This is a genomic window from Marinifaba aquimaris (assembly GCF_013328345.1).
GTDB lineage: Bacteria > Pseudomonadota > Gammaproteobacteria > Enterobacterales > Alteromonadaceae > Marinifaba > Marinifaba aquimaris.
The window spans coordinates 286,348-301,707 of record NZ_JABULX010000001.1; the positions used below are offsets into that span (position 1 = coordinate 286,348).

The 15,360-nt window shown below is 40.2% G+C and carries 13 protein-coding genes; 4 read left to right on the forward strand and 9 right to left on the reverse strand.

Translation table 11 applies throughout. The features are described from left to right. Positions 1-48: 48 nt before the first annotated feature. Positions 49-405, forward strand: a complete 357-nt coding sequence (gene hpf, locus HR060_RS01415; RefSeq protein ID WP_174198472.1) for a ribosome hibernation-promoting factor, HPF/YfiA family — start codon at positions 49-51, stop codon at positions 403-405. A gap of 81 nt (positions 406-486) precedes the next feature. Here hpf and HR060_RS01420 read toward each other — a convergent pair whose 3' ends face one another. From HR060_RS01420 to HR060_RS01430, 3 genes are all read right to left on the reverse strand, one after another. Next, positions 487-831 (reverse strand): HopJ type III effector protein, encoded by a 345-nt coding sequence (locus HR060_RS01420; protein ID WP_174198473.1) that lies wholly within the window; start codon positions 829-831, stop codon positions 487-489. A 12-nt stretch (positions 832-843) separates the two neighbouring features. After that, a complete protein-coding gene (locus HR060_RS01425) occupies positions 844-1,590 on the reverse strand; it encodes a tRNA-uridine aminocarboxypropyltransferase (protein ID WP_217434841.1) in 747 nt (248 codons plus the stop codon). Positions 1,591-1,651: 61 nt separating this feature from the next. Continuing rightward, positions 1,652-2,905, reverse strand: a complete 1,254-nt coding sequence (locus HR060_RS01430) for a retropepsin-like aspartic protease family protein (protein ID WP_174198474.1) — start codon at positions 2,903-2,905, stop codon at positions 1,652-1,654. A 122-nt stretch (positions 2,906-3,027) separates the two neighbouring features. Between HR060_RS01430 and HR060_RS01435 the strand changes: the two genes are divergently transcribed. Beyond that, on the forward strand, positions 3,028-4,134 hold the full coding sequence (locus HR060_RS01435) for a phosphoribosylaminoimidazolesuccinocarboxamide synthase (RefSeq protein WP_174198475.1): 1,107 nt from the start codon (positions 3,028-3,030) through the stop codon (positions 4,132-4,134). A 258-nt stretch (positions 4,135-4,392) separates the two neighbouring features. Here HR060_RS01435 and HR060_RS01440 read toward each other — a convergent pair whose 3' ends face one another. The 4 genes from HR060_RS01440 to HR060_RS01455 form a co-directional block, all read right to left on the reverse strand. Continuing rightward, a complete protein-coding gene (locus HR060_RS01440) occupies positions 4,393-4,584 on the reverse strand; it encodes an amino acid transport protein (protein WP_174198476.1) in 192 nt (63 codons plus the stop codon). 62 nt (positions 4,585-4,646) lie between these two features. Further along, positions 4,647-4,961, reverse strand: coding sequence for a c-type cytochrome (locus HR060_RS01445; protein ID WP_174198477.1), 315 nt, complete (start codon positions 4,959-4,961; stop codon positions 4,647-4,649). A gap of 80 nt (positions 4,962-5,041) precedes the next feature. Continuing rightward, entirely contained in the window at positions 5,042-6,109 is a 1,068-nt protein-coding gene (locus HR060_RS01450; RefSeq protein ID WP_174198478.1) for a response regulator, read from the reverse strand. 24 nt (positions 6,110-6,133) lie between these two features. Beyond that, complete coding sequence (locus HR060_RS01455; RefSeq protein WP_174198479.1) at positions 6,134-11,203, reverse strand: response regulator; 5,070 nt, start codon at positions 11,201-11,203, stop codon at positions 6,134-6,136. Positions 11,204-11,450: 247 nt separating this feature from the next. On the opposite strand from HR060_RS01455, the gene HR060_RS01460 reads away from it, so the two are divergent. Continuing rightward, positions 11,451-12,773 carry a Na+/H+ antiporter family protein gene (locus tag HR060_RS01460; protein WP_174198480.1) on the forward strand — a complete coding sequence of 441 codons (1,323 nt, stop codon included), beginning with the start codon at positions 11,451-11,453 and terminating at the stop codon, positions 12,771-12,773. 13 nt (positions 12,774-12,786) lie between these two features. On the opposite strand, the gene HR060_RS01465 is transcribed toward HR060_RS01460, so the two are convergent. Together HR060_RS01465 and HR060_RS01470 are read right to left on the reverse strand one after the other, a co-directional pair. Next, complete coding sequence (locus HR060_RS01465; RefSeq protein WP_174198481.1) at positions 12,787-13,023, reverse strand: hypothetical protein; 237 nt, start codon at positions 13,021-13,023, stop codon at positions 12,787-12,789. Positions 13,024-13,045: 22 nt separating this feature from the next. Beyond that, complete coding sequence (locus tag HR060_RS01470; protein ID WP_174198482.1) at positions 13,046-13,576, reverse strand: peroxiredoxin family protein; 531 nt, start codon at positions 13,574-13,576, stop codon at positions 13,046-13,048. Positions 13,577-13,876: 300 nt separating this feature from the next. On the opposite strand from HR060_RS01470, the gene nagP reads away from it, so the two are divergent. Continuing rightward, complete coding sequence (nagP, locus tag HR060_RS01475; protein ID WP_246283037.1) at positions 13,877-15,232, forward strand: N-acetylglucosamine MFS transporter NagP; 1,356 nt, start codon at positions 13,877-13,879, stop codon at positions 15,230-15,232. The last annotated feature ends 128 nt before the right edge of the window (positions 15,233-15,360 follow it).

A 15,360-nucleotide genomic window follows, 5' to 3' on the forward strand; every position in this document is an offset into this window, starting at 1 on the left:
TTTAATTGCAGACTAGTCTTAATATTGAAAACAAAAGAAGGAAAAGCTATGAAAATAAATCTTATTGGTCACCACAAAGATGTTACAGATGCCATTAGAGAGCATGTAGAGGAAAAATTTTCAAAAACAGCAGAACGCTACAATAGTTTAACTTCAATAACCGTAATTGTGAGCACCGAACACAAAATGGAGCAAGTCGAGATCTCAGCTAATTACGAAGGCAGCCAAATCGCTGTACACGCAGAGGACAAAATTCTTTACCCTGCAATTGCTAAAGCCGCTAAAAAGTTTGATAACGCATTATCTCATCGCAAAGGCGCGCTCAATGCTGATAAACACCAAAAGCCAGTGGTAACAACCCCTGAAATTGCTCATGAAAAAGTACAAGGTATGCAACTAACCTAAGTTGTTTTTTCTCCAGATAACCAAACGCCAGCTTTTGCTGGCGTTTTTCGTTTCAATACCGTGATATTTGCTAATACGCTATTAGATTGCAGTTAATGCTTCACCGTCAAATACAATGCCTTGCCAACCAAATTTAATAAAATTGCGAATATTTTGGTGATCATCATTTTCTGGATGAGCTAATACATCAACGCGGTAATACTGTCCAAAACACGCTAATGTTTGCTCAACCGATAATTGATTTAATTGTGCAAAAGCAAATAACTTACAAGAGCCATTGTTCTGACCCGCTTCATTTTGAGTTTCGCCGTTTTTAAACGCCGTTTCTGTAAAGCGATACTGGCTATCAATCACGGCCATTGTATCGGTAAACTCAACAGACTCAGGTGTATCATTTAATTTTGCTAAAAAGTCATTTAACGTCATTGTTCTCTCTCATTATTTATTTTTTTGTGCCAGTAAATTTGCATGGCTAGGGCCAGGGGTTACCTGTTGCGCATTGCGACAAGACGCGTAATGCTGGTTGAATACAGTAAAATAGTCTAACAATAATTGGGCGTTATCAGGCTCTTTCATCTGCTCAATTAACAAAGATGCAGCTTCTGCTGTGCAAACTTGGTTTGGTTTCAATGCTTTTCTTACTGCGTATTCACCTGCATTATTAATATCAAAACTAAATGCAGGAACCGTATCAAGGTAGCGACTAAGTTGCACCATACGCTTAGCTTGCTTCCAAGTGCCATCTAATAAAATAAATGTCAGTCTTTTATCGGTTTCTATTTTAGGAGCCAGTGCATCAAAACTTGAATACACAGCACGTGTTTCGGTAGCTTCAGCTGGAAATACAATTAAACACTGACGTTTAGGGTCATTTAGAATAGCCAGTAAATCAGCACTCGGCTCAGTGCGATGCCAGCAACAAGCATGAGTTTGCTCAGGGAAGAGATCGGCAATTAGCCGCCCCGTATTGGTTGGCTTTAAAATTTCATCTCTGTGCATCAATAACACAAAGTCAAAATTGAGTTCGGCCTTAACTTGGTAACCGCAAATGCAAACATGCTCACCTAATTGGCACTCAGGGCAACGCTTTAATAGCTTGCCTCTGGCATTAAATGGGCGAGATGATTCTTTCAGGCGTTCATGACGCAGCTTTTTAAAAGCATTTACAGCAGAGTTTTCAGACAAAAGGCAGCACCGAATATTAATTTTCGCGCATTATACCCAAAGAATCGCTAAATACGGACAATTAATCTCGACCAGATAGGTACAAGCTCGCTTTGGCCTGATCTATTTCAAAGCGAAAACGAGATAAAAAATTCATCCCCAGTAAGCCGTCCGATTGCATATTCTCAAGTGGCATCACAACAATACTAAAATCATTTAATTGATACTGGGAAACAGAAAAACGTCTGACTTTATAAATGGGGGCACTCACTAAGCCACCAGCAGTGTTCAAACGAATATCTTGCTGGTATTCAACATCTGAATAATAGCGAATATCTTCAAAAGCCGATTCAGATACTGCAGTAATTGATGCGCCAGTATCTAAAACTAGATCGAGATCGGTTACCCCATCTACTTTAGCTTTTACGATAAAGTGCGTGCCAGCTCGTTTTAACGCAACCGCCTGGCCGCCTTTTTCGAGCCGTTTAAGCAAGCTCTCAAGCTCTTTGACTTGGCCTTGGTAATCAGGATAAGAGAAGAGGCTTTCAAGCTGTGCCCAAGCCTGCTGGAACTGACCATCATGGGCTAACGCTTTGACATAAGCTGCGATAAAAAGCGGGTTATCTGTATCTTGTTGTAGTAATGCATCACTAAACTCAAGTAACTTAGGCCATTGTTTTTTATCAATGTATTCGATGATACTGGCCTCAGCTATGGTATCGATGTGGTTGCGCCAAGCGGCTTGCTGAGTTTCTTTATCACTGTAAATCAGCATCTCGTAATACCAAGTTAATCCCAGTAGTGTCTGCCCTGCGGCCAATAAACGTTCTGCTTCAAACTGCATAAATACGGTATCACTATTAAACCTCGCTAAATACGCTTGATTAAATTGCTCAATTAACCAATATTCGCGGCTCAGTAACCAAGCTTCGAGCTGCTTTCGCCATACTTGCTTAACCTGGTTTGCCTCTAATTCATCTCGATAAAATAAGTTCTCATAGGCATCAACCGCATTGTAAAAGTCATGACGTTGAAAAAAACGCATCGCTATTTGCGCAAGCGGATCATCCCCTTTATTTTCAGCTTGTCTGCGATTATTCGTTTGCCAATTTGATATAGCGGGCTGAGTTTTGGGCTGGCTAGCGAGTAAATCATCGCTAAATAATGGATTCGTAGCGTGTTGCTCAGACTTGCGAAACAAGCTTCCACGATGCTGCTGACTGGCCTCAGGTTGTTCTGGTAAATAAACAACGGCCTGCTGATTCATCAGCCGATGAGCCAAGTAAGCATTTGCTAGTAGCGATAAGCTGAGAAGAAATATAAGTAGTTTATTCATGAATCCAGGAAATTACGTGGTTAGTCTCTAACATCTCAAGCAAACACTATACTGTATTTTGAAATCTCTGTAGAATAGCGCGCTTATTAAAATTTCACCTTTGTTTACTATAGGACATTGCAATGAGTCTTGCCGATAAGGTTTTAGCGGTCAATAACGACCTCCCCATTCGTACTGATTTACCTGTACATAGTGGTAAAGTTCGCTCCGTTTATTGGCTTACAGAAGCGGACAGCGCTCGTCTAATCAAAGAAAAAGGCTACGATGTCAAAGCCGATGCCCCTCTAGCAATCATGGTGATCAGTGATCGTATTTCTGCTTTTGACTGCATTTGGCATGGCGAAGGCGGTTTAAAAGGTGTTCCGGGTAAAGGGGCAGCTTTAAATGCAATTTCGAACCATTGGTTTAAGTTATTCAAAGAAAACGGCTTAGCTGATAGCCACATTCTCGATATTCCGCACCCGTTCGTTTGGATTGTACAAAAAGCAAAGCCAGTCATGATTGAAGCAATTTGCCGTCAATACATCACAGGTTCTATGTGGCGTGCTTATGAAAAAGGTGAAAGAAACTTCTGTGGCATTGAATTGCCAGAAGGCTTAGCCAAAGATCAAAAACTGCCGGAATTACTGATCACACCATCAACAAAAGGTATTTTAAAAGGTATTCCTAACGTACCTGAAGTGGATGATGTCAATATTACTCGCCAAGACATCAGTGATAACTTCGCGGCCTTTAACTTCTCTGCTGCTGAAGATATAGGCTTATACGAAAAGTTACTTAAAGAAGGTTTTGACGTTATCAGTGGTGAATTAGCAAAGCTGGATCAAGTATTTGTTGATACTAAATTTGAGTTTGGTTACGTGACCGATAGTAAAGGCCAAGAAAAACTCATTTACATGGATGAAGTCGGCACACCTGACTCTTCTCGCATTTGGGATGGCCCTCAATACAGAGATGGAAAAGTAGTAGAAAACTCTAAAGAAGGGTTCCGTCAATTATTACTTAGCCACTTCCCTGATCCTGATATTCTTCTTAACAAAGACAGAATGGATGAGCGTGAAGCATTAGCAAGAGATAACGCATTACCAGAAAGTGTCTTAATGGCAGTATCAGAAACTTACACGGCGATTGCTGAGAAAATCACGGGCCAGAAATTACATTTATCTGATAATCCTAAAGCTGAGATTATCGATATTTTACGTCAAGACTATGGCTTAATTGACGAATAAGACTCGGTATTAGACTAAAGTCGGATTAAGAAGAAGGTTAGCTCATGCTAACCTTTTTTTATGCCTTAATCTGGAGTACCAAGTATGTCTATCCCACACCTTCTTGCAGGCCTTTACTGCGTAGCTATGATGCTATTTATGTTTTTGACCACCCCTGCATTGAGTTGGACAAAAATAACGTACATGAGTATTGGCCTAGGACTAGGTCTGTATATTTTGTCTAAAGAATTATTGAAATTAAAAAAGCCGAATAAGGTATCAGCGAGCTAATTTCTTGTAAAGCTTAGGGGCTACCAATAAAACGGCGCTCAATACCAAAAGAACGATCAGTGCGCTGATGAAAAAAGGAAGTGCACAAAGCCCTAAACCGACAATGATGTAACCAGAATCTTTTTGTTTGTAGCCATAAAAAGCACAGGCTAAACCGATGAGGATGAATAGAAAAGTCAAAGTGTGGCTCCTTGCACGAATTAAAAAGTAAGCATACCAGATGTATGCTTACCCGATAAATTTTATTTTAGAGAGCTGTAGTAAGCTGCAATATTTTTGATATCTTGATCAGTCAATGCTGCTGCCATACCCGCCATAATGCCAGCTTGACCACCGGTGCGTTGACCTTTTTTATAAGCATGTAATGCTGACTCGATATAAGCTGCATTTTGTCCTGCCAAGTTAGGGTAAATTGGCATAACCGATTTGCCATCTGCACCGTGACATGCAACACACATTGCAGTTTTAGCTTTGCCTGCTTCGATATCAGCTGCATAGCTCAGGTTTGCTATGCCGGCAAAACTAAAAGCGATCGCGATCTTAGTTAGTAATTTCATTTTACTCTCCGTTTTTTACTTTAAAATAACTCTACACTAATGATACCTCACAAGCATGGGGCCAGATCAAATTTAAGCGCTTATATTTGTGACTCGCTATCAAGGTCATCTTGGTACTTTTCTTTTACTTCTAGCACACTGGGTAGACATGATTTAAACAACGGGATTAACTGAGGATCAAAATGAGAGCCAGCTTCCCGTTCCAGTAAATCCATAGCCTCTTCAATTGACCAAGCTTTCTTATATGGACGTTCAGAGGTTAAGGCATCAAATACATCAGCAACTGCAACAATACGAGCAGACAGAGGGATTTCTTCACCTTTTAACCCATTGGGATAACCACTTCCGTCCCATTTTTCGTGGTGGTTTTGTGCCACTTCAGATGCGAGTTTCAGTAATGAAGATTGATGTTCGCCTAATATATCGACCCCAAAGTCGACGTGCTTTTTCATCACTGCCCACTCTTCTTCATCTAGCTTTCCAGGTTTTAATAATACGCGATCTGGAATACCGATTTTCCCAATATCGTGCATAGGTGCAGCATTAAAGAGTAGTTCTGACCATTCATGGTTTTCTGTTAACGCTTGTGCTAAAAACCTTGAGTACCAGCTCATTCGAATAACGTGCATGCCTGTTTCATTGTCTTTAAATTCAGCGGCTCGACCTAAGCTTTCAATGATCTCCATTCGAGTTTGTTCAAGCTCTCTGGTACGCTCTTGAACCAGGCTTTCTAGGTGAAGCTTTTGATCGTAGAGTTTTAAATGAGCACTGACACGAGCAAGCACTAAAGAAGGACTAACAGGCTTGGTAATGTAGTCAACGGCGCCAAGTAAAAATCCTTGTTTTTCATCTTCGACTTCACTTTTTGCGGTAACAAATATCACCGGAATTTCCGATGTTTCAGGCGACGCTTTTAATTGGCTACAGACTTCATAACCATCTATCCCTGGCATCATAATGTCGAGTAAAATGATGTCAGGTTTATCTTGGCCTCTCGCTATTTTTAGAGCGAGTTCACCATTGATGGCTGCTTTAACTTTATAGTAAGGCCTTAAAATCCCCGTCAAAACATGGATATTTTCTGGGTTATCATCGACGACCAAAATCGCTTGTTTACTTACCACTTGGTCGATTTCATCTTGATCCATTACTTCACCTTAAAAGCGCGTTGGTCATTTTAAAATTAACTTTTTCACACTGGCTAACGTCTGATTTGCACTATCAAAATCAAAGTTCTCTAGCTGGGTGATAAATGTATTAAATTGTTGTTTGATTGATTGCTCGGCGAACATTTGCTCCAATTCAAAAGCGATTTCTTGAGCATCCGTATCAAACTCATCAACTAAGCTTTGCAAATGATTGAGTTTGTCATTCAGTTCATCTTCAGATAAAGCGATTTTACCCACTGGCTCTGGCGCTTGAGCAGGCTCTGAATTGATAATCTGCTGCATAATATCGAGCTCAGTTAATACCTCTGATAATTTAGATAGTGTTAATTTGAGCTTATGCGATACTTGCTCTTTATCAAGTTGCGATTTACACGCTTGCTCTAGATCTGCTGCAACTTGATACAAGTTTTTCGCCCCAATATTGCCTGCCGAACCTTTTAAAGAGTGAGCAATGCGAGTCGCTTCGGTCCAGTCTTGAGCTTGCCATGGTGGCTTGAATCGTTGTTCAAACGTTTGCTCTGCGTTGAAAAATTTTTTCAGTATTTTCAAATAGAGCACTTCATTATCATTGCAAGTAGCCAGACCTGAGTGCTTTTCAATCACTAAAAAGTGCTGCATGGGGTCATGTGAATTATGATTTTCCGGAGCATCTTCACCGCTAACATCAGCAAAATGAGGATGGCTTGGTACAATATGCTGACTGATGACTTTAAACATGGCTGATACATCAATAGGCTTACTGATAAAGTCAGTCATACCTTCACTCATTACCCGCTCTTTATCACTAGCGAGCGCATTTGCCGTCATGGCAATAATAGGAATGGTTTGATTAAAACTGCGTATGCTCTTGGTCGCTTCAAAACCGTCCATAATTGGCATTTGAATATCCATCAAAATACCGTCGTAATCATTTTTTTCAGCTAACGCTACTGCTACCTTGCCATTTTCAGCTAAATCGACTCTCAAGCCCGCTTCTTCTAATAACGCGATGGCGAGTTCTTGGTTGAGCTCATTATCTTCAACCAACAAGACATAGGCCCCTTTAACTTTTTCACGTTGGATTTGAACTTCCGCATTTTTATCAAACTGATGACCCACTTTGACTTTACGCCCCATTAGGCGCATTAACTCTTCAAATAAACCCGATTGCGTAATGGGCTTAACCATTAAACTATCAACATGTCCTTGAAGCTTGTCTTCACCAATCTCTTCACGGCCAAATGCAGAGACCATAATAAAATGTTTCATATTCTGAACTTGGCGAATTGCTTCACAGGTTTCAATGCCATTCATACCCGGCATTTGCCAGTCGACTAAAGCTAAATCAAAGCCATCAACGGCATTGACGATCTCTAGTGCTTGAGAGCCTGATAGTGCGGTATACACCTGACAACCAAAGCTTTCAGTAATTTGCTTAAGCACATCAACTGCAGCAGGGCTATCGTCGATAATGAGTACTTTCTTACCCACCAATAAATTTAATTCAGCTTCAGGTAGTTCCACACTATCTTGTTGTTGGCTCACTGTTAATTGTGCTGTGAAGAAGAACTGGCTACCCACATCAAGCTCACTCTCAACCCAAATACGTCCATACATCAAGTTAACCAGCCGCTTAGAAATAGATAGGCCTAAACCCGTACCACCGTATTTGCGTGTTGTTGATGCATCTCCTTGAGAAAAAGATTTAAACAGCTTTTGTGTTTGCTGCTCACTCATGCCAATGCCAGAGTCTTTCACCATAAATTTAAGTGTCAGCTCATTGTCTTGCAGCTGCTCTACCGAAACGCGAATAATCACTTCTCCTCGTTCGGTAAATTTGATGGCATTACTACCGAGATTTATTAAGATTTGAGCTAGGCGAAGCTGATCGCCCACTAAAAAGTTAGGTACATCTTGTTCAACCCGAAAGATGAGATCTAAACCTTTTTCTTGGGTTTTAACAAAAAGCACATTTTTAACACTATCGAGTAACTCTTCAGTTCTAAAGTCATTGGTATCTAATTCTAACTTGCCGGCTTCAATTTTAGAGAAATCTAAAATGTCATTAATAATACCCAGTAAATTCGTAGCAGCATTGTGAACTTTACTGACATAGCTGCGCTCACGTCGTTGCAAACTACCTTGCAGTGCCAAATGAGACATACCAATAATCGCATTCATAGGGGTGCGAATTTCATGACTCATGTTTGCCAAGAAATTGGATTTTGCAGCACTGGCCTCATCAGAAAGCTCCTTCGCTTCGAGTAGCGCTTTTTTCGCTTGGTTGTCTTCAGTAACATCGCGTATTCCCGCAACGGCCATTAAGCCATCTTGCAATTCAATCGGATTGATGGTTACTTCAGCATCAAATGTTGAGTCGTCTGATTTCACGCCCACGACATCATCACCACTGAGTAGTAGGCTTTTTGGCTGGGCCATGAATTGCTGGACCCAATTAGCATGATTGGTCAAATGCTTAGGAACAATCAGTTCAATGGGCTGGCCAACCATTGCTGACTTTTGATAATTAAATAACTGCGCACATTGTTCATTAACGACTTCAATGACACCTTGTTGATTGATTGCAATCATCGCGACAGGCGCGGCGTTGATCACCTTAAACATGCGGTCTATGGTATGTTGCTGCTCTGTATTATCTTTAAAAGTCAATACAGCCCCTGTCACCAGGCCACTTCCACGAACAGGATTCAGGCTAAATTCAACAGGAAAAGCTAAACCTTGGCCGTTTACAAAAGAGCCAGTCATTTGAGTAAGGCTGGCTTTATTACTGATGGCGTTTCGAATCATCTCGGCCAGCGACGTATCCTGCTCTTTTTCAATAGCACTGGGCTTTAATATACTGAGCACATCTTTATTTAAGATAGTTTGCTCGGTCATTTTTAAAATACCTAGCGCAGCTTTGTTGGCAAAGTTACACTCGCCGGTTAACGATAAGCTAATAATGCCATCGGCAACTGAACTTAAGATAAGACGGTTAGCCTGCTCTGATTCGGCCAGTACTTCCTTTTGTTCAACCAGAGCTTGCGTTCTTTGTTCGACAAGTCCTTCGAGTTTTTTCTTTGACGCAATTTGTACAATATGCGCTCTTTGCCCCACCATCAGCATAAAAATAGAAACAGTGAAGATCGAAAAGATGGCGATAGCTGTGATGATAATCACTCTAAACTTTATATCGTTGTAATCAGTCATGACCTCTTCAAAATCAATTTCACTGACCAGCAACATCTCCATTTGTGGGTGCCAATGCCAAGCACCTAGAACTACTCCACCTCGATAATCCTGATAACCATCAAGATCTTCACCTGTTACCCCATCTAAAGACGCAGCCAATAAACCAGATGAGCCTGTATCGGGCATTTTAATTCGCAGTATTGCCGTTTCACCTGAAGCAATCCGACCATCGCGAATGAGCTGGTTTCTAAAGCGACTATTAGAAACCATGTAACCTTGTGAATTTAGGGCATAACTTTCACCCGTTCGCCCTAGACGTGTAGAGTTAAAAATTTCTGAAAACTCGCCCTCAGGTTCATAAACAAAAACCAAAGCAGCAATGATCTTACTTTGTTGATTGCGAACAGGCGTGGCCATCAAAATGACAGGATCTTTATCACCTTCACTGGTATCACCATCACGATCAACATCAGACCACACTGGCGGTACAAATAAGGTTTGACCAATAAGGGTACGTTCTAGAGCTCGTGGTTCATAACGTTTAATAATTGATTCTTTTCCGACAATTGACGTGTTTTTAGCCGACAGATTAATGCCTTCAGGAGAAACCAAGTAATAACCAACCGCTTTTGAATAATAAATAGCTTGTGCGACGGAGCTTTCATTAAACTGAGTAACAAGTTCTGATTGGGCTAAAAGTTCAGGGTTTTGCTTACCCAGTGCAACAAGTTTTTCAGCAATTTGCTCTATATCAGTTTGATGTGCCACCTCAGATACTAATAATTGCCTCTCATCAAACCAAGATAGCAATTGAATATCCAAGCTATTGATATTCAAATCGAGTTTGTTAGATATGTCTTGAATCGTCGAAAGTTTGTAATTAAAAACAATAGAGTAAGCAGTTAACCCGATACCGGAGCAAATAATAAAAAGCGTTAGAACATAAATATTTCTAAAATTACTCGAACCAAACTTATCTGCGATTAGATGAGCTTGTCTGCGACTGACAAACACTATGAGAACAATCAGCAAAGTGACAACGACTAAGCTTGAGACAATCACTAAGCTGTTGTTAAGTTCAGCTCTTTTTTTCGAGTTTTGTTTTTTAGTATAGTTTTCAGCTAGCCATTTTACTTTTAAGTTGTGAAATTCATCATTGGGAATTTTTGCTAACCCCCAGTTGATCCAGTCTCTTAACTCTTGTTGATTCTTATTGATGCAATAGCCCATCTTCATCGCTTTAACATCGGGAATGGGGATGATAGATATATTTTTAAGACGCTCGCGTTCAGCCCAATAACTTATTTGCCCTAAGTCAGTCACAAACGCATCTAGTGCACCTTTGTTAACTGCAATTAACCCTTTTTCGACGGTTTCGACCGCAACAGCTTCAGGTTGCCTTGGTAAAGCTTCTAAGTCTTTAAATGTGGCATAGCCAGCACCATAACCAATTTTGTGTTTATTGAGCACATGAGCAACATCTTTGATGTCACTGTTGATATTAACGGCCAACACCGACTGTTTAGTAAAAACGGGGACGGAAAAAATGACCTTATCAGCTCGTTCAGGCAAGATGGCACAAAGCGAAAATAAGTCGGATTGACCTTCAATAACACGACTAATTTGTTCGTTAAAGGTTTGGCCTTCACCGTAGGTCAGATGAAAAGGCAAAATTGAATTGAGTTTTCTAACTAAATCACTGCCCAATCCTTTAGGCTCATTGTTCTCGTTGAGAAAGTCATAGGGAGGGATTGCTTTATCTGCTTCTATCGTGACAACAGGATTTTGCTCAGCCCACTTCAACATCTCGTCAGTCGGTTTAGTATTGGCCCAAGCTTTAGAGTCAGCAACTATCAAGATAAGACTAAGAAATAAAAACGTCAGCGTTTTATGCCAGGCCATGTAGTTATTTAATCTGATTGTTTTATTTAAGTGTGTATAAATATTAGACTATGAAAATAAAACTGATCATTGTTTTTAAATGATTTTTTCTCTGTTGATACAATCTTTAATAGACAGGATAACAATACCTGTACAGTTAACTCTTCATAACGAGACTTAAATAAATCAGAAAATCACCTTGCTGACATTGGCAGCGCTTCAACACAAACTATAATGTGCCCCTTTTTAATTTGAGAGTTAAAACTTAATGAATGCCGTCGTATTTGCCGTTAGCTTAATGCTAGTTTTAAGCTTGCTCAGGGTTAACGTTGTTTTATCCATAGTCACAAGTGCCTTAATTGGAGGGATAATTTCCGGGCTTTCACTCGATTCGGTTATTCAAGCATTCAACCAAGGGTTACAGGGCGGCGCGGCTATTGCACTAAATTACGCAATGTTAGGTGCATTTGCTGTTGCAATTTCTCGCTCGGGTATCACCGACCTTTTAGCTACCCATATCATTAGCAAGCTTGGGCAAGAACAAACAAAAAATAAGCTGCTCTATTTAAAGTCACTGTTACTCTGTTTAATTCTAATGGCAGCAATCAGCTCACAAAATATCATTCCAGTTCACATTGCGTTCATTCCAATTTTAATTCCGCCGTTATTGCAAGTAATGAATCAATTGAAATTGGATAGAAGGCTAGTCGCTTGCTTATTAACTTTCGGTTTAACGGCAACGTATATGCTCTTACCTGTGGGTTTTGGTGGTATTTTTCTAATTGATATTTTGCACAAAAACATCACTGCGAGTGGATTAGAGATAGCTACAAATGAAATGCCTTTTATTATGGCTTTACCCGTTTCAGGCATGGCGATAGGGTTACTTGTCGCACTGTTCATTAGCTACAGAAAACCGAGAAGCTACCAAACACAGCCCGTTGACGCGTCACCAAAGGTGGCAATTAAAGTTGAGAAAAAACAACTTATTACCGCATTTTTGGCCATTACAGTTGCATTATCAACGCAACTTTATAGTGAAAGTATTGTTGTCGGTGCATTACTCGGATTGATTGTGTTTGCAATTGGCGGCGTCATTAAACCCGCACAAACTCAAGATATTTTCACCGAAGGCCTGCAAATGATGGCGATGATAGGTTTTATTATGATCAGTGCAGCAGGTTTTGCAGAGGTATTAAAAGCGACGGGACACATCGACACATTAGTTCAATCGGTCAACGGTGTTATTGGTGATAACCAATTGCTCGCGGCTATTTTAATGTTAGTGGTCGGTTTACTTATCACTATGGGGATAGGTTCATCATTTTCGACTATCCCGATTATTGCATCAATTTACGTGCCTTTAGCACTATCGTTCGGTTTTTCTCCACTTGCAACAGCAGCCTTAGTAGGAACAGCCGCGGCACTTGGTGATGCGGGCTCACCCGCTTCAGATTCAACACTAGGGCCGACTTCAGGATTGAACGCGGATGGTCAACACGATCATATCTGGGATTCAGTTGTGCCGACATTCTTACACTACAACATACCCTTAATTATATTTGGTACGTTTGCAGCAATGACGTTATAAAGGAAGGTTTTATCTAATGGCTTTGTTGTTTACGCTCGGCAATTTTGCATTGCCTACAGTGGATGATGTATCGCTCAGACAAATAACAAAATACTAAAGTAAAGCCAGTCGTCAATGCCGCCCACTTAACTGCAAACACAAGACTGGTTTGCCAAGGCTCGGCTTTCGCCAGCTTAACGAGAAGAATAGACATAGTAACAGCAATCATCACTTTGACTGTTAGCTTGAGGTAATGCTGCCAAGGCCTCATGTCTACTCTCCTTTAAAATTGATTATGATTTTTTATCTACTTTAAGCTTTGCTAAGTTTTTTGCAATATCCGGGGCGGCTGTTTTAGGTTGGATATCTTTATCTATTTGTAAAATCTGACCATTTTTTCCGATATAAAAAGTCCATCGTTTAGCGACACCTAAAAAGTTTAAAACGCCATACGCTTCTGCTGCTTTTTTACTTGGGTCACTTAACATAGGGAAATCAGCATCAGTTTCTTCTGCAAATTCCATATTGTCTTCAAGCGGATCGACACTGGCCATAAAGTAACTGACATCATATTCGCGGATTAAATGACCTTCTTTTATTAATGACAAGCACTCGATTGTACACCCACTAGTGTTGGCCATTGGATACCATGCAACAACTACAGCTTGCTTGTCTTTGAAATCACTAAGCTGGTAAGTTTTCCCATTAGTCGCTTGTAGATTGAAGTCTGGCGCCATATCTCCCACTTTTAAATCGGCGGCCTGTGCCGATAAGCCCAACAACATACTGAAACTTAATGAGAGTTTTGAAAGTTTATTTGCCATTTTAAGGTCATTCCTAGTGTGTATATGTTTTAGCTAATACGAAGTTAATCGACAAAACGATTATTAATTTTACAAAGGTAACTAAAGCTCAAAAAATATATCACAGTTTAAGTTTAGAAATATTAAAACGGATCAGATTGCTAACGCACGTGTTTAAACACAACTAAAAGATAAGTTACATTTTAGTGAAAAAATACACTTTGGCTGAGCAGATAAAAGTGTTAGCATCTGTAACAAATTCTGTCCGACTAAAAATAACAACAAAGTAATCGGCTAATAGCAACAACAGGAGCAAACATAATGAGTTCTGGGAACACTGTTCAAAAGCCTCAAAGCAATGCACTGCCAATGGTCATTGTCGCGGTATTGTTTTTCATACTGGGCTTTGCAACATGGCTGAATGGTTCTTTAATGCCATACCTTAAGCAAATTCTTGACTTAACAGCCTTACAAGCATCTTTAATTTTATTCTCTTTCTACATTGCTGTAACGTTCACAGCGTTACCATCTGCGGCGGTTATCCGCAAAGTTGGATACAAAAATGGTATGGCCCTTGGAATGGGTACCATGATGTTAGCGGGTTTATTATTTATTCCTGCTGCAAAAACGCAATTCTTCCCACTTTTCTTACTTGCTCAATTGGTAATGGGTGCAGGTCAAACATTACTACAAACAGCAGTTAACCCGTATGTAGTTCGCATCGGTCCTGAAGAGTCTGCCGCGGTTCGTATCTCTATCATGGGTATCTTAAATAAAGGTGCTGGTGTAGTAGCACCAATAGTATTCACAGCGCTAATTTTAAGCGGCTTTAGCGATACTGTTGGTCAAGAGTTAACGCAAGCACAAGTTGATGACATGGCAAATGCCTTAGTCTTACCTTACTTAGGTATGGCTATCTTCATCGGTCTGTTAGGTTTTGCTGTTAAAAAATCTCCTTTACCTGAACTTGAAAAAGAAGAGGAAGAAGGTAGCGAAACTAAAGGTCAAACTAAACAAGCACTTGCTCACCCTAACTTAGCTTTAGGTGTAATCGCATTATTCTTATACGTAGCGGTTGAAGTAATCGCAGGTGATACAATCGGTACATTCGCTCTAAGTATGGGTGTAGCTGATTACTCAATCATGACGTCATACACAATGATCTGTATGGTATTTGGTTATGTTTTAGGTATTATTTTAATTCCTCGCTTTATTTCTCAGGCGGCCGCACTTGCAGCATCAGCAGTTTTAGGTGTGATAGTGACAATTGGTGTAGTCAGCATTGACCACTCTTCTTACGCTATCTCGCAATTCATCTTTGGTGAAAACTCATTACCAGACCCATTATTGCTAGTTGCCGTTTTAGGTTTAGCGAATGCCATCGTATGGCCTGCTATCTTCCCACTTGCGTTATCTGGTCTAGGTAAGCTAACGAGTACAGGTTCTGCTTTATTAGTAATGGGTATCTCAGGTGGTGCATTTGGTCCTTTATTCTGGGGTCTTGCAAGCTCTGTTGATAAAACAGCACCACAGTTAGAGCAAGCTTCGGCAATGCAGTTTGGTTATATTGTGATGCTTCCATGTTACTTATTCATTTTGTTCTACGCTGTTAAAGGCCACAAAATGCGTAGCTGGGGTAGCAAAGACGAAGCTGAAGGTAAATTAGCTGCCGAATAAGCTTTAAAAATTCACAAATTCTTAATAAAAGCCTCATATTAATGAGGCTTTTTTTTGCTTTAAAAAACTGATTTTTAACAAGTTTTTATCCCCCCTGCGTTACTTTTTAGAACCAGTTCACATTTCTG